Raw genomic sequence first — 16,635 nt, 5'->3', positions numbered from 1 at the left:
TGCGGTCGCGGCCACGCGGTGCAACCCGATGCCCGAGAGGCACCGAAAACATGACTACTGCAAGAACTTTCACCGAACTTGGCGTGCCCGAGTCCCTGTCCAATGTGCTTGCACAGCAAGGGATCACCGCGCCGTTCCCGATCCAGGTCGACACCCTGCCGGACACACTCGCCGGCCGTGACGTGCTGGGCCGCGGTAAGACCGGCAGCGGCAAGACGCTGGCGTTCTCCATCCCGCTGGTCGCCCGGCTCTCATCCGGCACGCGGCGGCCCTCACGGCCGTCCGGCCTGGTGCTGGCACCCACCCGCGAGCTGGCAACCCAGATCACCGCAACACTCATCCCGCTGGCCTCCGCCTGCGGCCTGAAGGTCAGCACGATCTTCGGCGGCGTGCCGCAAGGCCGTCAGGTGTCCGCGCTCAAGGCCGGGATCGACATCGTCGTCGCCTGCCCGGGACGCCTGGAAGACCTGATGAAGCAACGCCTGATCAGCCTCGACTCGGTGGAGATCACCGTGCTCGACGAGGCCGACCACATGGCCGACCTCGGCTTTTTGCCGGGTGTAACCCGCATCCTGGCCGCAACGCCGGCCGGCGGTCAGCGCCTGATGTTCTCCGCCACGCTCGACAACGGCGTGGACAAGCTGGTCAAGCGGTTCCTGCGCAACGAGAAGACCCACTCGGTCGACGAGGCGAACTCGCCGGTGTCGGAGATGACGCACCACGTCTTCCACGTCGCCGGTGTCGACGCCAAAAAGCAACTCGTACACCGGCTCGCGTCGGGCAGCGGCCGCCGGATCCTGTTCATGCGCACCAAGCATCAGGCCCGCAAACTGGCCCGCCAGCTCACCGAGGCCGGGGTGCCGTCAGTTGACCTGCACGGCAACCTGTCTCAGCCGGCTCGCGACCGTAACCTGGCCGCATTCACCGCCGGCACCGCGCGCGTGCTGGTCGCCACCGACATCGCCGCCCGCGGTGTGCACGTCGACGAGGTCGAGTTGGTCGTGCACGTCGACCCGCCCGCCGAACACAAGGCCTACCTGCACCGTTCCGGACGCACCGCGCGCGCCGGCAACAGCGGTGACGTCGTCACCGTCGTCCTGCCCGAGCAGCGCAGAGACCACGCGGCGCTGATGCGCAAGGCCGGCATCAACGTCCGCCCGCAGCAGGTGACCGCCGACTGCCCGCCCGTCGCCGACCTGGTCGGCGAGCCCGCGGCCTACCAGGCGCCCGCACCCAAGCCGGTGCAGCACACCCCGGCGAACAACTCCCGCCGGCCACGTCCCGCTTCCGGGGCGCGAGGGGGCCAGCGGCCACATCGGCGCAGGAAACCCGTCACCACCTAAGCCTGGGTCAGACATCCGAGGCTGGTCTCCGGTTATGTTGTCCGCGGGTCGCTGACAGGCGCGGGGCCGGAGGTTGTTAGGACATGCTCGTCGACGGGCGTCAAGTCACCGTCACCGGTGACTTGCTGCAGCCGCTGACCCGGCGCACCAACGACATCCTGCGGGTCGCGCTATCCGGGGCCTTGTTGACCGCGGTGATCACCAGTTCGCTGGTCACCCGCACGCGCTGGGACGAGCTGGAGAAGTCCATCTCCCGGATCGTCGGCGTGCTCACTCCCACCCAGTCCGACGTCGTCTACCTGGTCTACGGCCTGGCCGTGCTGGCGCTGCCGTTCATGATCCTGATCGGCCTGATCCTCGCCCGGCAATGGCGGCTGCTCGTCCCCTACGCGGCGGCCGCGTTTTTGGCCGTGCTCGCGTTGTCGATCACCGGCAAGGGGCTCGCGGCCCCGAAATGGCACTTCGACCTGTCCGACCGGCTGCGCACGGTGCTGGCCCAGTTTCTCGACGACCCGCGCTGGATCGGGATGCTCGCCGCGGTGCTTACGGTGTCCGGCCCCTGGCTGCCGGCCCGCTGGCGGCACTGGTGGTGGACGCTGCTGCTGGCGTTCATTCCGATCCATCTGGTGGTCAGCGCGATCGTGCCGGCCCGTTCGCTGCTGGGCCTGGCGGTGGGCTGGTTCGTCGGTGCTTTGGTGATCCTGGTCAGCGGCACGCCCGCGCTCGAGGTGCCGCTGGACGGGGCGGTGCGCGCGATGGCCAAACGCGGCTTCGTCGTCACCGGGCTTACGGTGCTCCGCCCGGCCGGATCCGGCCCGCTGATCCTGTCCGCGGCCACCGAGGATCCCGAAGACGACACCGCCGTCGTCGAGATGTACGGCCCGCATCAACGCAGCGGCGGCGCGCTGCGCCAAGCCTGGCTGCTCTTCCGGCTGCGCGGCAGTGAGACCGCCCCTCTGCAGGCGTCGATGCGACGCGCCGTCGAGCATCGCGCGCTGATGGCCATAGCGATCGGCGACCTCGGCGTGGCGAACACCTCGACGATCGCTGTCGGTTCCCTGGACCGCGGCTGGACGTTGTACGCGCACAAGCGCATCCGCGGGGCGCCGCTGGCGGAGTGCCACACGTCGACGCCGGTCGCCGAGGTGTGGGAGTCGCTGCACAAGCTGCAGGAGCACCAGATCTCCCACGGCGACCTGCGCGACAGGGAGATCACCGTCAGCAACGGCGCCGTCTTCTTCGGCGGGTTCGGCAGCGCGGAATACGGCGCCAACGACAACCAGCTGCAATCCGACATCGCCCAGCTGCTGGTGACGACGACCGCGCTGTACGGCGCCGACGACGCGGTGGAAGCCGCGATCAGCGTGCTCGGCAAGGACGCCGTGCTCAAGGCGTCGCGTCGGCTGACGAAAACGGCTGTGCCGAAACACATCCGCGATTCGGTGAATGACGCCAAGGGGGTGATTTCCCGCAGCCGCGCGGCGGTGATGCGCCAAACCGGCACCGAGAAGATCAAATCCGAGAACGTCACCCGGTTCAGCCGCAGCCAGCTCATTCAGATGGTGTTGCTGGTCGCGCTGGTCTACGTCGCCTACCCGTTCATCAGCACCGTGCCGACGTTCTTCAACGCGTTGAGCCGAGCCAACTGGTGGTGGGCGCTGCTGGGATTGGTCATCTCGGCGTCGACGTACGTGGGCGCCGCGGCAGCGTTGTGGGCGTCGGCCGACGAATCGGTGAACTTCTGGCGTCTGTCAATTGCTCAGGTGGCCAACACGTTTGCCGCCACTACCACTCCGGCCGGCGTCGGCGGGTTGGCGCTGAGCACCCGGATCCTGCAGAAGAGCGGGCTCAGCACCACGCGGGCCACCACGGCGGTCGCGTTGCAGCAGTCGATGCAGGTGATCATGCACGTGCTGCTGCTGATCTTCTTCAGTACCGCCGCGGGTGCCAGCACCGACCTGTCGCACTTCGTGCCGAAGTCCACCATGCTGTATCTGATCGCCGGCGTGGCTTTCGGCCTGGTCGGCATCTTCCTGCTGATCCCGAATGTGCGGCGCTGGCTGGCGGCCGAAGTCGCCCCGAAGCTCAAAGAGATCACCACCGACATCATCGAGGTCGCCCGCGAGCCCAAACGACTGTCGTTGATCGTCTTAGGCTGTGCTGGAACGACTCTTGGCGCGGCCTTGGCGTTGTGGGTCAGCGTCGAGGCCTTCGGCGGCAGCGTCTCCTTCGTCACGGTCACTGTGGTGACGATGGTCGGGGGGACGCTCGCGTCGGCCGCGCCGACGCCCGGCGGAGTGGGCGCTGTCGAAGCGGCACTCATCGGTGGCCTGGCCGCGTTCGGCGTTCCCGCGGCCGTCGCCGTGCCGTCGGTCCTGCTGTATCGCGTGCTGACCTGCTGGCTGCCGGTGTTCGTCGGGTGGCCGGTGATGCAGTGGCTGACCCGCAATGACATGGTCTAGGGCCGCGACTGCAGCGCCGGTGCGGCGGCGGCGAGGATCTCGTCGCGACTCCCGTTGAGCGGCGGATAGATTCGGCTGCCGTTGATGGTGCGCTTGGTGGCCTTGGCTTCTGCCCCGCTGGCGACCACTTGCCGATCCCAGCCTTCGGTGTAGACCGCCCCCGCCGGACCGAGGTCCAAAACGGTGACATACCAGGGGATCCGGAGGGGCAACATCGGCGCACCGAGCAGATCACTGATGACGTTGTAGCCGGCGAACCGTCCCATCGGCCTGCCGTGCTGGCACGACATCACCGACAGGTGCTCGTCGTCCATCCGCGCCGCGGCAACATCGCCGGCTGCGAACACCCCTGGCACGTCGATCACCCGCAGGTAGTCGTCGACCGCGACCCGGCCCAGACCGTCACACTGAACGCCCAGATCCGCGGTGCGCGGGTTGGCGCGCATACCGGCGCACCACACCACTGTCGACGCGGCCAGCCGCTCGCCCGTCGACAATGTCACGCCGTCGGCACCGATCGCGGCGACGCCGACACCCAACCGGGTCTGCACGCCGTTCGCCGCCAGCGCGGCCTCGATCACCGGGCGCGCCGACACACCCATGTCCGAGCCGACCTGCTCGTTGCGGTCGACGAGTACGACGCGAGGGGCAATGTCGCCGAACGCCAGCCGCGCGGGCAGCTCGCAGGCGGTCTCGATGCCGGTCAGCCCGGCGCCCACCACGATCACGGTCGCCGCGGCAACCGTGTGTGGACCGCCGGCGACCTCCTGCAGGTGCCGCTGCAGCCGCTGCGCGGCGTCGTAGGTGTCGACGTCGAAGCCGAATTCACCGAGCCCCGGCACGTCCGGTTTGACCACCCGGCTGCCCAGCGCCACCACTAGACGGTCGTAGCCGCGGGTCCCGAGCGTCGTGGACACCGTTCGGGAAACCGGGTCGATCGCCGTCACCTCGGCGGCGACGTGCTCGACGCCGACCGGGTCGAGCACATCGCGCAGTGCAATGCGGCACGCGGTCAGGTCGGCCTCGTAATTGCGCACGCGGATGTTGTGGTACGGCTGCGAGCTGATGACCGTGATGTTGACCTCGCCGGGCGCAACGCCGAGTTCGTCGAGGCGGCGGGCCGCACCCAGGGCGGCCCACAAACCGGCGAATCCCGACCCGAGCACGACGACGTCGCTCACCGGGCTCACGGTAGCCGCCGGGCATTAGGTTCTTCATATTTGCGCTTGCGAGGCCTACTCTTGGTGGATGCGGCAAATTTTGCTGCGCGCAGTTTTGCTTCTCGGATCGTGGGCGATCGGATTACTGGTCGCTGCGTGGGTAGTTCCCGGGGTTTCCTTGTCGGTGTCGGGTTTCATCGTTGCCGTGGTGGTGTTCTCGCTGACGCAGGCGCTGCTGTCCTTGCTGATCGTTAAACTGCCGCATGGCTACGCGTCGCTCCTCCTCGGGGGCACCGGCCTGGCATTGACCGTCGTCGCGTTGGGTCTGGCCGCGGCAGAGACACACGGCCTCGCCATTCACGGCTTGGCGGCGTGGGTTGCCACGACGCTCGTGGTGTGGCTCGTGACAACCATTGGGGCCGTGTCACTTCCCGAAGTGTTCCGCCGCGAACTCACCGAATCGGCCTGACCAGGCGGAGGGAATTGTCATGGGCGACACTCACCACGATCCGACGGACCACTCGCGGACCACGCAGCCGCACGCCGGCATCGCCATGAAGGACAACTTCATGTGGCCGGGCCTGATCTTGCTGGCCGTGTCCGCCCTCGGGATGATCAGCACCGCCGTCGCAGCGGCCTACCGGCACCACGAGTGGCTCGCGACGACGGTGCTCATCGCCGTGCTCGGCGCGATAGCCGGCGCGCTGTGGATCGTCGTCGAGCATCGTCGGGTGACCCGCATCGAGAAGGATTGGCACACCGCGCATCCCGACGCCCTGCTGCGCTAGCGCGCTACGCCGTAAGGGCGGCTAGGTTTGGCGCCGGACCGGCAGGCTGACCTGCGTGGTCGGCTGAGCGGACCACATCCTTGCCCTGCGCGTGGGCAGCGCGCGATGATGGCCGCATGGATCCTTTCGTAGGCCAGCTCGTACTTGTCCCATATGATTTCGCCCCCCAGGGATGGGCGCTTTGCAACGGCCAATTGTTGTCGATTGCGCAGAACGAGGCGCTGTTTACCCTCCTTGGGACCAACTATGGCGGCGACGGTGTCAGCACCTTCGCGCTGCCTGATCTCCGCGGTCGTGTGCCGGTCTCGTCCGGTCAAGGCCCTGGATTGTCGAGCTATGTCGTTGGACAAACGTATGGAGCCGAATCGGTGATGCTCGATACGACTCAGATCCCGTCTCACACGCATTCAGTAAACTGCGACTCGGCCAAGGGGAAAGAGGCTGGACCAACCGGGCACTTTCCTGCTGAAGCATCAACCAAAATCTACGCGGGTACCGCAAACGCGCAAATGAACCCAGGAATGATCGGGGGCACCGGAGGCGGGGCGGCGCATGAGAACCGTCAGCCCTCTCTCGTGCTGAATTGGATCATTGCGCTTCAGGGTGTCTTTCCCTCTCGTTGAGCCTTTCTGGGGTTCGGTCAAGTCCGGGGCACCAATTACCATCGAGCGCTATGAAGGCGACTCGTTCGAGTACCACCGCGGAGCAGATGGCGCTGTCACGAGCGATCGAGACACGCAAGCCTGCCGCCGAGCGGATCTGCTGCGATCCGTTGGCGGAACGATTTCTCGGCGCGAAATACCGAATGCTGCTGTGGGGTAGGCCGTTTCGAGATGTGGTGGAGGGACAGATCGAACGGCGCTTCGCCGGGCATCATTACTACGTCATCGCCCGTACCCGCTATTTCGACGATCTCTTGCAGCAGCGGCTGGCGGGCGGCGCTAAGCAGCTGGTGATACTGGGAGCCGGCTACGATTCGCGGCCCTATCGGTTTGCCGATCGGCTGGGTGGTGTGCAGGTGTTCGAGGTGGATCATCCCGCGACATCCACGGCGAAGCAGGCCAAGATCCGTGCCCTTATCGGTGAGATCCCGGCAAACGTGGCCTACGTTGCAGTGGATTTCACGGTGGACACGCTTGCCGACAAGCTGCTGGCGCGCGGCTACCGCGCGACGCGTCCGACGGTGTTTCTGTGGGAAGGCGTGACGCCCTACCTCGACCTGGCCGCCGTGGATCGGGTTCTGAGCTTTGTGATGGACAGCGCCGCGGGCAGCGCGATCGTGTTCGATTACATACTGCGCTCCGTGGTGGACGGTACGTGCACGCTGCGTGGGGCGGCGAACGAGTTCGCCAAGATGGGGCGCACCAGCGAGCCGCTCAGTTTCGGTATCGACGAGGGCCAGGCGCCCGCATTCCTTGCCTCACGGGGCTTCCAGAACGTGGTCGACGTGGGGGCGCAGGAGCTGTCAGACCGCTACTTCGATCCGCACGGCAAACATCGCTACATCAAACCGTGGTGGCGGATCATCTCCGGGGAAGTTGGCAGCGCCCTAGGTGTCGTAGAGCCCTAGCCCGAGTTGGTGCGCGATCTGAGTGATCGCGGCCTGAGCGCGCACACTGTTACCGGCCTTGTCCAGCGGAGGCGAGAACGCGGCGATCGCCAGTTTGCCTGGCGCCACAGCGAATAGGCCGCCGCCCACACCGCTCTTGGCGGGCAATCCGACGGTGTAGGCCCAGTCACCAGAGCTGGTGTACAGGCCTTCCATCGTCATCTCGGCCAGCACGTGCGACACGTTGGCTTTCGCGATGACGCGCTTGCCGGTGACCGGGTTGACACCGCCGTTGGCCAGGGTCGCGCCCATGACTGCAAGGTCGACTGTGGTGACCATGGTCGAGCACTGCAGCGTATAGACGTCGCAGGCCTCCATCGGGTCGCTGTACATGTATCCCCCGCACAGCAGCAGCCACGCGATGGCCCGGTTGTGAAAGTTGGTGGCCCGCTCGGATTCTGCGAGTTGTTCGTTGACGGTGATCGGACGCCCGGCGAAGTCGCTTTGGATCTTGACGACCTGGCGCTCACGGTCCATGGCGTCGGTGGCCGATATCAGGCTGGTCGCCGTCATCGCGCCCGCGTTGACCATCGGCGAGTTCGGCTTGTCGTTGTGCAGTTCCAGCGCCAGCACGGAATTGAACTCCGCGCCGGTCGGATCGGCACCAACCTTGCGGTGGAACACTTCTGGGCCTGCCTGTTCGACCGCGAGCGCGGCGGTGAACACCTTGGAGATCGACTCGAGCGCGAACTCACAGTCGGCATCGCCGGCCGAAAACGTCTGGCCGTCAACGGTCGCCGCGCAGACACCGAACAGCTTAGGGTCCACCTCGGCCAGGGCCGGTATGTAGCTGGCGTTCTTGCCATTACGGTTCGCTTTGTGACTGTCGTAGGCGGCGGCGACCGCCTCGGCGATCTGCTCGGACGTGATCATGCTGCGGTGGTCACGACGCGATGGATGAAGCCCAGTTTGGCCACGACGTGCGGGAAGATCGTGAACGGATACAGGTCGTCGCGGCCCATCGAGTTGTTGACCCGGTTGAGCACCCCCGACAGCACCAGCCAGTCCGCCATGATGTCCTCGATGGTGGCGTCGGCGTAGGACTCCCGAGCGTCGATGTTGGCGGCGAGGTCCCACTTGACCCGGTCGGCTTCGACGACGAGGCCCGAATCCGCAATGGTGGCAAGGGTTCCGGTGATGTGCAGGTAGTGCGCCCACGTTTCGGCGAAGTCCTCCCACGGGTGGGCGGTGGCGTACTCCGAGATGAAGTCGTGCTGCCAGTTCGCCGGGGCGTGGCCGTGGTAGTGCTGCTGCAACGCGGCCTGGTAGTCCTGCCGGTCGTCGCCGAACATCGCTCGGGCGTCGTCGATCAGCGGGGTGTCCTGCACCAGCAGCATCTCGTAATAATGGCCGACCTCGTGGCGGAAGTGGCCGAGCATCGTGCGATAGGGCTCACGCAGTTTGATGCGCAGCCGCTCCCGGTACAACTCCAGCGACTCGGCCAGGTCGATGGTGATGACGCCGTTGGCGTGCCCGATCGTCACCGGCCGCTTCAGCGTCTTGCTCGACAGCAGATCGAACGCCAGCCCGCACGGGTCGGCGTAGTACGGGTGGACCGGCAGGCCCAGGTCCACCAGCTCGAAGATCAACCGCCGCAACGCCTTCAACGTCGAATCGAGCTCGGCCATCGCCTCGGTGTCATCCGGTGCGGGGCCCTCCCGCACGAAGCTGTCGGCAAAGCAGCAACCGGATGCGGAGTCGTCCGCGGCCAGCCAGTTACAACCGCGCTCCCAGTGCGCGCACCGAGTCCAGTCACGGCCGTCGACCGTGACCGTCTGCGACGGTGCGCAGACCATTTGCCGCGACGGCGGGTGATAGCCGACCGTCGTCGCGCAGGTCGGGCACTGCTGAACCTCGAAGGCGACCGCCTGACCGCAGTTGGGACACCTGAAGGCACGCACAGACCCTCCTTGGTCGCAACCCCCCGCGCGATGAGCTTAGTGCACCAATCTGGTCCCGCAGCATGGATTTACCGCCTGTTGGGACCTACGGTGAATCCATGGCCGACCAGTCGAACCCGATCACGATCTCGCACCCGCCCAAGGCGCTGCTGCGCGTCGTCAACCCGACGCTGAAGGTGCTGCTGCGCACGCCATTCGCCGGCCCGGCACGCCAACAGCTGATGGCGGTGGACTTCACCGGCCGTAAAAGCGGCCGGCATTTCTCGTTGGTGCTGACCGCCCACCTGATCGACGGCATCCTCTATGCGCTGACGGGTGCGACCTGGAAGTACAACTTCCGCGACGGCGCCACCGCGAAGGTCCTGCACGGCGGAAAGACCAGGCAGATGCGCGGCGAGCTCATCGAAAACCAGCTCCTGGTCACCGACCTCTACTGCCGCTGCGTGGAGACCTACGGCGTCGCACACGCCGAGCGCGTGATGGGGATCGCGTTCCGCGACCACCGGATGCCGACCCGCAACCAATTCGCCGAGGCGGTTAACGAATTGCGTCTGATGGCGATCCGGTTCACCCCGGCATAGCACCGTCGGCGGCGAACGTCCGGGTGATCACCGGCTCGTCGTAGCCCGCGGCGCGCACCGCGGACCGCACCGCCGCGCCGACGGCGTCGGCCTGGTCCAAGGCGACCAGCGCGATCACGCAGCCGCCGAATCCGCCCCCGGTCATCCGGGCGCCCAGTGCGCCGGCAGCCACCGCGGTGTCGGCGATCAGGTCGATGTGTGCGGTGGTGATGCCGAAGTCGTCGCGCATCGACACGTGCGACGCGGTAAAAATGCGTCCAACCTTGGTGAAGTCCGAATCGTTCAATGCCGCAACGACATCGAACACCCGCTGGTTCTCGGTCAATACATGGCGGGCACGACGGGCGTCGACCGGGTCGGTGACACCGTCCAGCGCCGACAAGCCGCGGTCCTGGATCTCGCGCAACGACACCACGCCCACATCAGCGGCGGCCCGCTCGCACGACAGCCGGCGCGCGGCGTATTCGCTGTCGACGTGCCCATGCCGTTGCCGAGAGTCGATCAGCAGCAGCACGACATCCGACGCCGACGGGTCGAACGGCACCGGCGACACGCTCAACGTCCGGAAGTCGATCAGCAGCGCCGTCGACGCCGCGCCGAACAACGACGACAGCTGGTCAAGCAAACCCGTTGGCGCACCGACATACTCGTTCTCCGCGCGCTGGGCCAGACGCGCTCGGTCCAGCCGGTCGATGTGCAGACCCGACGTCAGGGCGCCCAGCGCCGCGCATTCCAGCGCCGCCGACGACGACAGCCCCGATCCGATCGGGACCTCGCTGGTGATCGATATCGATCCACCAGGCACGGAATGCCCGGCCATCCGCAGCGCCCACACCACACCGGCGACATAGGAAGCCCAGCCCGTCACGTCACCGGGCTTGGTGGTCAACGGAATTCGCACCACGCCGTCGGCGCCGTCGCTGCGCACCTCGAGGGCGTCGCTGTCCGACGGGTCAAGCGTCACCACGGTGCGCTGCGGCAGCGCGATCGGCAACGACCAGCCGAGGTTGTAGTCGGTGTGCTCGCCGATCAGGTTGACCCGGCCCGGCGCGGAGTAACGGATCGTCATGCAAGTTCTCGGAGGCGTTCGGCGACGGCCTCGGGCAGTACATCGCCGATGAACGCGTCCATCGCCGACTCGGATGCCGCCAGATACTTCAGCGCGGTCGCGCTGCGCCGGATCGACATCAACTCGACGTGAAAGTAGCCCTCGCGCAAGGCATCCGAATCCGAGTATTGATGCAGCGCCGAGATATACGGCAGCGGAAAAGGATACATCCGGTCGAACCGCCGCAGCACGTCGAGGTAAACCTCGGCGAACCCGTCCAGCTCGGCGGCCGTCAGGTCAAGAAGGTTGTGCACGAACCTGTTCGGATAGATGTGCACCTCGACCGGCCAGCGCGCCGCGAACGGGACGAAAGCGGTGAACAGCTCGGTTCGGGCGATCACGCGGCTGCCGTCGGCGACCTCCGCCGCCAAGAGGTCGGCGAACAGGTTGCCGCCGGTGTGCGCACGCGCCTGCTGCATCATCGCCGCGGTCCGCGGGGTCAGATACGAGTAGCCGTAGATCTGGCCGTGCGGATGAGCGAGCGTCACGCCGATCTCCTCGCCGCGGTTTTCGAAGCAGAACACCTGCTGAATACCGGGCATTGCAAGCAACGCCGACGTCCGGTCCCGCCACGCGTCCACAACCAGTCGTGCGTGCGGCACCGGCAGCTCGGCGAACGACCCGGTGTGCTTGCTGGAAAAGCAGATCACCTCGCAGCGGCCGACGCCGGCCTGAGGAATGAAGCCGTCGGGCACCGTCGCCGCGTGCCCCGCGCCGGACAGACTCGGGAAGCGGTTCTCGAAGACCACCACGTCGTAGTCGGGGGCGGGCACCTCGCTGGTCAACCCGGTCGGTCCGGGACACAGCGGGCACTGGTCGGGCGGCGGCTTGTAAGTGCGGTCCTGACGTCGTGCCGCGATGGCTACCCATTGGCCCGTCGTCTGGTCGTAACGCAGTTGCGACTGCCCGGGCTCGAACGGCGGCAACGGCCGGCGGTCGGCGACCGGCGCCGGGGTGTGGCCGGGCAGTGAGAAGAACAACAGCTCGCGGCCGTCGGCCAAGGTCGTTCGCACGCTCATCGGGTCTCATCTTGGCCGCTGTGTCAGAGTCAAGTCACCATAGACATGCAGTCCGCCGAAGAGAGGCTGGTCACGAGTGTTCGAGCGGGCGCGCAACTGGGCGATCGGATCCGATCCCGGCCTGCTGCGGCTGCGGATGGCCACCCGCACGACCGGCGCCCTGGCGACCGCGCTGCTGGCGCTGTTCGCGTTGACCAAGGCCGCCCATCAGCCGCTGACGGTGGCAGTGCTCGGTGCGCTGATCACGATGATGTCGGCGCGTTCGGTCAACGAGCCCGATCCGCGGGCGCAACGCATCACGATGGCGTTGCTGCCGCTGCCCACCGCGCTCGCGATCACGTTGGCCGCGCTGGTGTCACCACACCCGGTGATCGCCAACGTCCTGTTCGTCGGGGTGGTGTTCGTCGCGGCCTACGCACGTCGGTTCGGCCCACGCGGAACGTCGCTGGGCATGGTCACCTTCATGGCGTATTTCTTCTCGCTCTACCTGCAGGCGAAGTTCTCCCAGCTGCCGTGGCTGATCGGGGCGACGGTGGTGGGCACGCTGTGCAGCTACCTGTGGAGCGCGTTCATCCTGCCCGATCGGCCGGAAAGTGTTCTCCGGGGCAATATTCGGGCGCTGCGGGCGCGGATGGCGATCGTCGTCGACACCACCGCGGACACGGTGCGAATCGGCAACCCCGACGAGCGACGGCAGCGCCGGCTGCGAATACGGCTGCGCCGGCTCAACGAGACCGCGCTGACGGTGCAGGCGCAGATCGAAGACCGGGTCAATCCGGGCAAGCTGTGGCCCGGGGTCAGCGGAGATGACCTCGCGCTGTGGCTGTTCGACGCCGAATTGACCGTCGAACGACTTGCGATCGCGGGCGCCCGGGCGGCCGTGGCCGACGTTCCCGCCGCCACCCGCGCCGAATTGGCCGACACGATCGCCCTGCTGTCGCGGGCGATCCGGACGCCGCGCGCCGACGCCCTGCGGCTGACCGCGGACCTGGCTCAGCAGCAGTTCGACCGCTATGCGGACGACGTGCCGGTGCGGCGCGTGGCGCTGGCGATCGTCGACGCGGCCAAGGCCACCGCCGAGGTCCGCCAACGCATGGAGCGGGTCGCGATCGAGGCTGTCGAGCAGCCATCGCCCCCACCAGACGAGCCGCAACTCAGTGCGGGTCTGCTGCCGACCACCCGGCAGGCCATTCAGGTGGCCGTCGCCGCGGCGCTGGCCATTGTCGTCGGCGAGACGGTGTCGCCGACGCACTGGTATTGGGCGGCGATCGCCGCGTTCGTAATTTTCGCCGGCACCAATTCGTGGGCGGAGACGCTGGACAAGGGCTGGCAGCGGTTGCTCGGCACGGTGCTCGGCGTGCCCAGCGGCGTGCTGGTCGCCACGCTGGTGTCCGGCAACACCATCGCCTCGATCGCGATGATCTTCGTATGTTTGTTCTGCGCTTTCTATTTCATGAAGGTCACCTACAGCCTGATGACGTTCTGGATCAGCACCATGCTGGCGTTGATGTACGGCCTGCTTGGTGAATTCACGTATGGCCTTTTGCTGTTGCGGATCGAGGAGACCATCGTCGGCGCGGTCATCGGGATCGCCGCCGCGATGCTGGTGTTGCCGATCAACACCAGAGCGAAGATTCGCGGTGACGCGCACACGTTCTTTTTGACGCTCGCCGATCTCGTCGACGCCTCGATCGCCAGCCTGCTCGGTACCCCGGCACCCGCGCGGTTGACCGAGATGGCACGTCAACTCGGCCGCGACCTGGCGCAGTTCCGGATTACCGCGAAGCCGATGAGCGCCGGGGTGGCCGGTCTGGCCGGCCGTGCCACCATGCGGCATGGTCTGCGGATGCTCACCGCCTGCGATCGCTACACGCGAATCCTGGCCCGCGCCAGCGAGATACACATCGACACCTCGCCGGAGTTGGCCGAGGCGATCCGCTCGACGGCGGCGCAGATCCGCCGCAACATCGACGTGCTGATCACCTCGTTGGAGTTCAACCAGTCCGCGATGGTGTTTCCGTCCACCGACTACATCGACGCCGCGGAGACTCTCGCCCGCGAGCATGTCGACCAGCCGCTGGCACCGGAGCACCGACGGCTGATGAACGCATTGCATGCACTGCGCCAGCTCGACCGCGTCGTGATCAACGCTGCCGTCGACCTCGGCGCGCACGACGGCGTGTTGCTGCCGCTTTAAACCGCATGGCGGACAAGGAAATCCAACACCGCGTCAGCGAACAGATCGTTGCGGTCACCGGCCACCATGTGCCCGGCGCCCTGGACGTCGACGAACTCGACTTGCGGGAACCGGGCCAGGAAATCGTCGGCGCGGTCCTGGCTGACCAGATCACTCATCTGGCCGCGCACCAGCAGCATCGGCACGTCGCCGCCCAGGATCGTTTCCACCGCCGCGTGCAACCGGTCGACGTCGGCCACCTCGCTGGGCGGCAGCGAGGCGGTGTTGCTGATGAACTTCGGATCCCAGTGCCAGTACCAGCGATCGCCCCGGCGGCGCAGGTTCGTGCGCAGCCCGTTGAGATCGGTCGGCCGGGGCCGGTGCGGGTTGTATTCGGCGATCATGTCGGCGACTTCGTCGAGCGAGGAGAAGCCGGTCTGCATCCGGTCGGCCATGAAGTTGTGAATCCGGTTCGCCCCCGACTGGTCCATATCGGGCACGATGTCCACCAGCACCGCGGCACGGGCGATTCCGGGCGAAATCTCGCCTGCCAGAAGCATGGTCGCGAATCCACCCAGCGACGCCCCGACCAGCACCGGTCGAGGTGGCAGGTGGCGCAGCACTTCTCGGACGTCGCCTGCGAAGCTGACCAGTCGGTAGTCCCCGTCCGGCGACCAGTCCGACTCGCCGTGTCCGCGGAAGTCGACCGTGACCGCTTGCCAGCCACGCTCGGCCACGGCCGCGGCCGCCTTGCCCCACGAGCGGCGGGTCTGCCCGCCACCGTGCAGGAACACGACCGCCGGTGTGTCGGGATCACCGAGGCGGTCGGCCACGATGCGCGTGCCGCCGACACCGCTGATGGTGAAGGTCTCAGGCGTGATGGTCAACGTCGCCTCTTCTCCGCAGTTCTTCTGCCAGTTCCCGGATTTCGCCGCGAAGCTCTTCGACGTGGGCGACGGTCGCGGCCTGAATTGCGGTGTCCTCTTCGGCCACCCGCTCGATGATCCATGACGCGAGCGCCGCGGTCACGACACCGACAAGGCCGATCCCGCCGACCATGAGCAGCACCGCGATCACGCGACCGGCGTTGGTGATTGGGTAGACGTCGCCGTAGCCGACCGTGGTCACCGTCGTGATTGACCACCACAGCGCTTTTCCGAAGGTCGTGATGGTGGCGCCGGGCAGGTAGCGCTCCTTGTCGAACACGGCCAGCGACGCCGAGTAGATCAGCAGGATCACCCCGGACACGGTGTAGACGAGGATGCGTCCCCTGAATGCATCACCAACGGCTTTCTGCAGCACCTTGATCAGGACGATCAGCCGCAGCAGACGCAGTGGCCGCACGAACGGCAGCGTCACGATGGCGAAATCGAGCAGGTGCCGAACAAACCAGCGGGACCGGTTGGGGGCGAGGATGAAGCGCACCACATAGTCGACGACGAACAGGCTCCAGATGGCCCAGTCGACCGCCCAGAGGATGTGCGCTTCGCTGCCATGGGGTTCGGCGATCACCTGTCGGGAGAACAGGGCCAGAAACACGATGGCGGCCGCGGCGAGCGGCCACTCGGCGCGCCGCTCCCACCGCTGCAGTTTGGTCTCGGTCTGCATGAAGGCAGTCTCGCTGTTGGGCTGCACGTATGGTGCGAGATCTGGAAAAACCGGCTCCGGGCCGTCACAGCCAGGGCGGGACGATCCACTCTCCGTGCGGGACCACGGCGAGAATGTCGAGCAACCCGGCTTCGTCGAAAGCGCCGCCGAATTCGCCGACTCCTTCGCTGAAATGCTTCCACCCGTCGACGTGGGCCGGGATGACCAGCCGCGCGCCGAGCACTTCGGCGGCCGCCGCGGCCCGCTGACCCGTCATCGTCAACGGACGTCCACGCTCCTTGGCCGGCACCCGGGCGGCGCCCGCGAAGATCACCGCCACATCCACGGTGCCCACCCGCTCGGCGATGGTCTTGACCGCGCTGACCGACGCGTTGTCGCCGCTGAGGTACACCGTCGGCAGCCCCGCACCGGCCAGCACGAACCCGGTCACTTCGCAGTTCACGTGCCCGCCGGCGTCGCGCTGCCCGTCGGCGGGTCCATGGACCGCCGGAACAGCTTGCACGGTAATGGCTTTCGGTCCCGGCAGCTCGAACGACTCGAAGGGAGCCAAACCGACGGCGGGTGGTCCGAGCCGCTCCGCCGCACCCGGATGGGTCAACAGCAGCGGCGCCGCGAGCGCCACCCGCCTGCCCTCGTCGTCGAAGTTGTCCGGGTGTTGGTCATGGCTGACCAGCACCACATCGATGACACCGAGGTCGGCGGCAGCGACCGCCGGCCCGACCGTCTTGGTCAGGTAGTCGTGCGGGCCGGGCTCATCGAAGGTCGGGTCGATGACGAACCGGCGGCCGCCGAAGTCAACGACCGTCGTCGGGCCGCCCAGCACACTGAACGCGACCTCGCGGCGCGCGGCGTTGACTCGGCTGCTCATCCAAGCGACTGT

Annotated in this window: 16 protein-coding genes; 8 read left to right on the top strand and 8 right to left on the bottom strand. The window is 67.0% G+C overall.

What is annotated here, in order from left to right:
- Positions 1 to 50: 50 nt before the first annotated feature.
- On the top strand, positions 51 to 1,343 hold the full coding sequence (locus tag G6N27_RS20325; protein WP_163779532.1) for a DEAD/DEAH box helicase: 1,293 nt from the start codon (positions 51 to 53) through the stop codon (positions 1,341 to 1,343).
- Positions 1,344 to 1,426: 83 nt separating this feature from the next.
- Positions 1,427 to 3,805 carry a lysylphosphatidylglycerol synthase transmembrane domain-containing protein gene (locus G6N27_RS20320; protein WP_163779530.1) on the top strand — a complete coding sequence of 793 codons (2,379 nt, stop codon included), beginning with the start codon at positions 1,427 to 1,429 and terminating at the stop codon, positions 3,803 to 3,805.
- Here the strand turns inward: G6N27_RS20320 and G6N27_RS20315 are convergent.
- Positions 3,802 to 4,986 carry an NAD(P)/FAD-dependent oxidoreductase gene (locus G6N27_RS20315; RefSeq protein ID WP_163779528.1) on the bottom strand — a complete coding sequence of 395 codons (1,185 nt, stop codon included), beginning with the start codon at positions 4,984 to 4,986 and terminating at the stop codon, positions 3,802 to 3,804. The two genes, G6N27_RS20320 and G6N27_RS20315, sit on opposite strands and share 4 nt — an antisense overlap.
- A gap of 67 nt (positions 4,987 to 5,053) precedes the next feature.
- Between G6N27_RS20315 and G6N27_RS20310 the strand changes: the two genes are divergently transcribed.
- From G6N27_RS20310 to G6N27_RS20295, 4 genes are all read left to right on the top strand, one after another.
- Complete coding sequence (locus G6N27_RS20310; protein ID WP_163779526.1) at positions 5,054 to 5,434, top strand: phage holin family protein; 381 nt, start codon at positions 5,054 to 5,056, stop codon at positions 5,432 to 5,434.
- A 19-nt stretch (positions 5,435 to 5,453) separates the two neighbouring features.
- Entirely contained in the window at positions 5,454 to 5,753 is a 300-nt protein-coding gene (usfY, locus tag G6N27_RS20305) for a protein UsfY (protein ID WP_163779525.1), read from the top strand.
- Positions 5,754 to 5,869: 116 nt separating this feature from the next.
- Complete coding sequence (locus G6N27_RS20300) at positions 5,870 to 6,376, top strand: phage tail protein (RefSeq protein WP_163779523.1); 507 nt, start codon at positions 5,870 to 5,872, stop codon at positions 6,374 to 6,376.
- A 50-nt stretch (positions 6,377 to 6,426) separates the two neighbouring features.
- On the top strand, positions 6,427 to 7,323 hold the full coding sequence (locus G6N27_RS20295; RefSeq protein WP_163779521.1) for a class I SAM-dependent methyltransferase: 897 nt from the start codon (positions 6,427 to 6,429) through the stop codon (positions 7,321 to 7,323).
- Here G6N27_RS20295 and glsA read toward each other — a convergent pair.
- Both glsA and G6N27_RS20285 read right to left on the bottom strand, forming a co-directional pair.
- The gene (gene glsA / locus G6N27_RS20290; protein WP_163779519.1) at positions 7,303 to 8,235 is read right to left on the bottom strand and encodes a glutaminase A; all 933 of its coding nucleotides are present in this window, start codon (positions 8,233 to 8,235) and stop codon (positions 7,303 to 7,305) included. The genes G6N27_RS20295 and glsA overlap by 21 nt on opposite strands.
- Positions 8,232 to 9,263, bottom strand: coding sequence for a zinc-binding metallopeptidase family protein (locus tag G6N27_RS20285; RefSeq protein WP_232064703.1), 1,032 nt, complete (start codon positions 9,261 to 9,263; stop codon positions 8,232 to 8,234). The genes glsA and G6N27_RS20285 overlap by 4 nt, the downstream gene beginning before the upstream one ends.
- Before the next feature lie 98 nt (positions 9,264 to 9,361).
- Here G6N27_RS20285 and G6N27_RS20280 point away from each other — a divergent pair, with 98 nt between their 5' ends.
- Entirely contained in the window at positions 9,362 to 9,844 is a 483-nt protein-coding gene (locus G6N27_RS20280) for a hypothetical protein (RefSeq protein WP_163779517.1), read from the top strand.
- On the opposite strand, the gene G6N27_RS20275 is transcribed toward G6N27_RS20280, so the two are convergent.
- Together G6N27_RS20275 and galT are read right to left on the bottom strand one after the other, a co-directional pair.
- Positions 9,831 to 10,913 carry a galactokinase gene (locus G6N27_RS20275; RefSeq protein ID WP_163779515.1) on the bottom strand — a complete coding sequence of 361 codons (1,083 nt, stop codon included), beginning with the start codon at positions 10,911 to 10,913 and terminating at the stop codon, positions 9,831 to 9,833. The two genes, G6N27_RS20280 and G6N27_RS20275, sit on opposite strands and share 14 nt — an antisense overlap.
- Positions 10,910 to 11,971 (bottom strand): galactose-1-phosphate uridylyltransferase, encoded by a 1,062-nt coding sequence (galT, locus tag G6N27_RS20270; RefSeq protein ID WP_163779512.1) that lies wholly within the window; start codon positions 11,969 to 11,971, stop codon positions 10,910 to 10,912. The genes G6N27_RS20275 and galT overlap by 4 nt, the downstream gene beginning before the upstream one ends.
- A gap of 136 nt (positions 11,972 to 12,107) precedes the next feature.
- On the opposite strand from galT, the gene G6N27_RS20265 reads away from it, so the two are divergent.
- A complete protein-coding gene (locus G6N27_RS20265) occupies positions 12,108 to 14,168 on the top strand; it encodes an FUSC family protein (RefSeq protein ID WP_163782089.1) in 2,061 nt (686 codons plus the stop codon).
- On the opposite strand, the gene G6N27_RS20260 is transcribed toward G6N27_RS20265, so the two are convergent.
- From G6N27_RS20260 to G6N27_RS20250, 3 genes are all read right to left on the bottom strand, one after another.
- Positions 14,165 to 15,028 (bottom strand): alpha/beta fold hydrolase, encoded by an 864-nt coding sequence (locus G6N27_RS20260; RefSeq protein ID WP_163782087.1) that lies wholly within the window; start codon positions 15,026 to 15,028, stop codon positions 14,165 to 14,167. The two genes, G6N27_RS20265 and G6N27_RS20260, sit on opposite strands and share 4 nt — an antisense overlap.
- Positions 15,018 to 15,755: a potassium channel family protein gene (locus tag G6N27_RS20255; RefSeq protein WP_163779510.1), complete on the bottom strand. Its 738-nt coding sequence runs from the start codon at positions 15,753 to 15,755 to the stop codon at positions 15,018 to 15,020. Before G6N27_RS20255 ends, G6N27_RS20260 begins: the two co-directional genes overlap by 11 nt.
- 64 nt (positions 15,756 to 15,819) lie before the next feature.
- Positions 15,820 to 16,623 (bottom strand): MBL fold metallo-hydrolase, encoded by an 804-nt coding sequence (locus G6N27_RS20250; RefSeq protein ID WP_163779508.1) that lies wholly within the window; start codon positions 16,621 to 16,623, stop codon positions 15,820 to 15,822.
- Positions 16,624 to 16,635: the final 12 nt, after the last annotated feature.

This window comes from Mycobacterium cookii (assembly GCF_010727945.1).
GTDB lineage: Bacteria > Actinomycetota > Actinomycetes > Mycobacteriales > Mycobacteriaceae > Mycobacterium > Mycobacterium cookii.
Note: the sequence above shows the minus strand (reverse complement) of the source record. Positions and strands in the feature narration are given on the sequence as shown.

What these genes read in the sequence shown, in the direction of transcription:
- G6N27_RS20325 (WP_163779532.1), top strand. Translation starts at nt 51, where the DNA reads ATGACTACTGCAAGAACTTTCACCGAACTTGGCGTGCCCGAGTCCCTG.
- G6N27_RS20320 (WP_163779530.1), top strand. Translation starts at nt 1,427, where the DNA reads ATGCTCGTCGACGGGCGTCAAGTCACCGTCACCGGTGACTTGCTGCAG.
- G6N27_RS20310 (WP_163779526.1), top strand. Translation starts at nt 5,054, where the DNA reads ATGCGGCAAATTTTGCTGCGCGCAGTTTTGCTTCTCGGATCGTGGGCG.
- usfY (WP_163779525.1), top strand. Translation starts at nt 5,454, where the DNA reads ATGGGCGACACTCACCACGATCCGACGGACCACTCGCGGACCACGCAG.
- G6N27_RS20300 (WP_163779523.1), top strand. Translation starts at nt 5,870, where the DNA reads ATGGATCCTTTCGTAGGCCAGCTCGTACTTGTCCCATATGATTTCGCC.
- G6N27_RS20295 (WP_163779521.1), top strand. Translation starts at nt 6,427, where the DNA reads ATGAAGGCGACTCGTTCGAGTACCACCGCGGAGCAGATGGCGCTGTCA.
- glsA (WP_163779519.1), bottom strand. Translation starts at nt 8,235, where the DNA reads ATGATCACGTCCGAGCAGATCGCCGAGGCGGTCGCCGCCGCCTACGAC.
- G6N27_RS20280 (WP_163779517.1), top strand. Translation starts at nt 9,362, where the DNA reads ATGGCCGACCAGTCGAACCCGATCACGATCTCGCACCCGCCCAAGGCG.
- G6N27_RS20275 (WP_163779515.1), bottom strand. Translation starts at nt 10,913, where the DNA reads ATGACGATCCGTTACTCCGCGCCGGGCCGGGTCAACCTGATCGGCGAG.
- galT (WP_163779512.1), bottom strand. Translation starts at nt 11,971, where the DNA reads ATGAGCGTGCGAACGACCTTGGCCGACGGCCGCGAGCTGTTGTTCTTC.
- G6N27_RS20265 (WP_163782089.1), top strand. Translation starts at nt 12,108, where the DNA reads ATGGCCACCCGCACGACCGGCGCCCTGGCGACCGCGCTGCTGGCGCTG.
- G6N27_RS20255 (WP_163779510.1), bottom strand. Translation starts at nt 15,755, where the DNA reads ATGCAGACCGAGACCAAACTGCAGCGGTGGGAGCGGCGCGCCGAGTGG.
- G6N27_RS20250 (WP_163779508.1), bottom strand. Translation starts at nt 16,623, where the DNA reads ATGAGCAGCCGAGTCAACGCCGCGCGCCGCGAGGTCGCGTTCAGTGTG.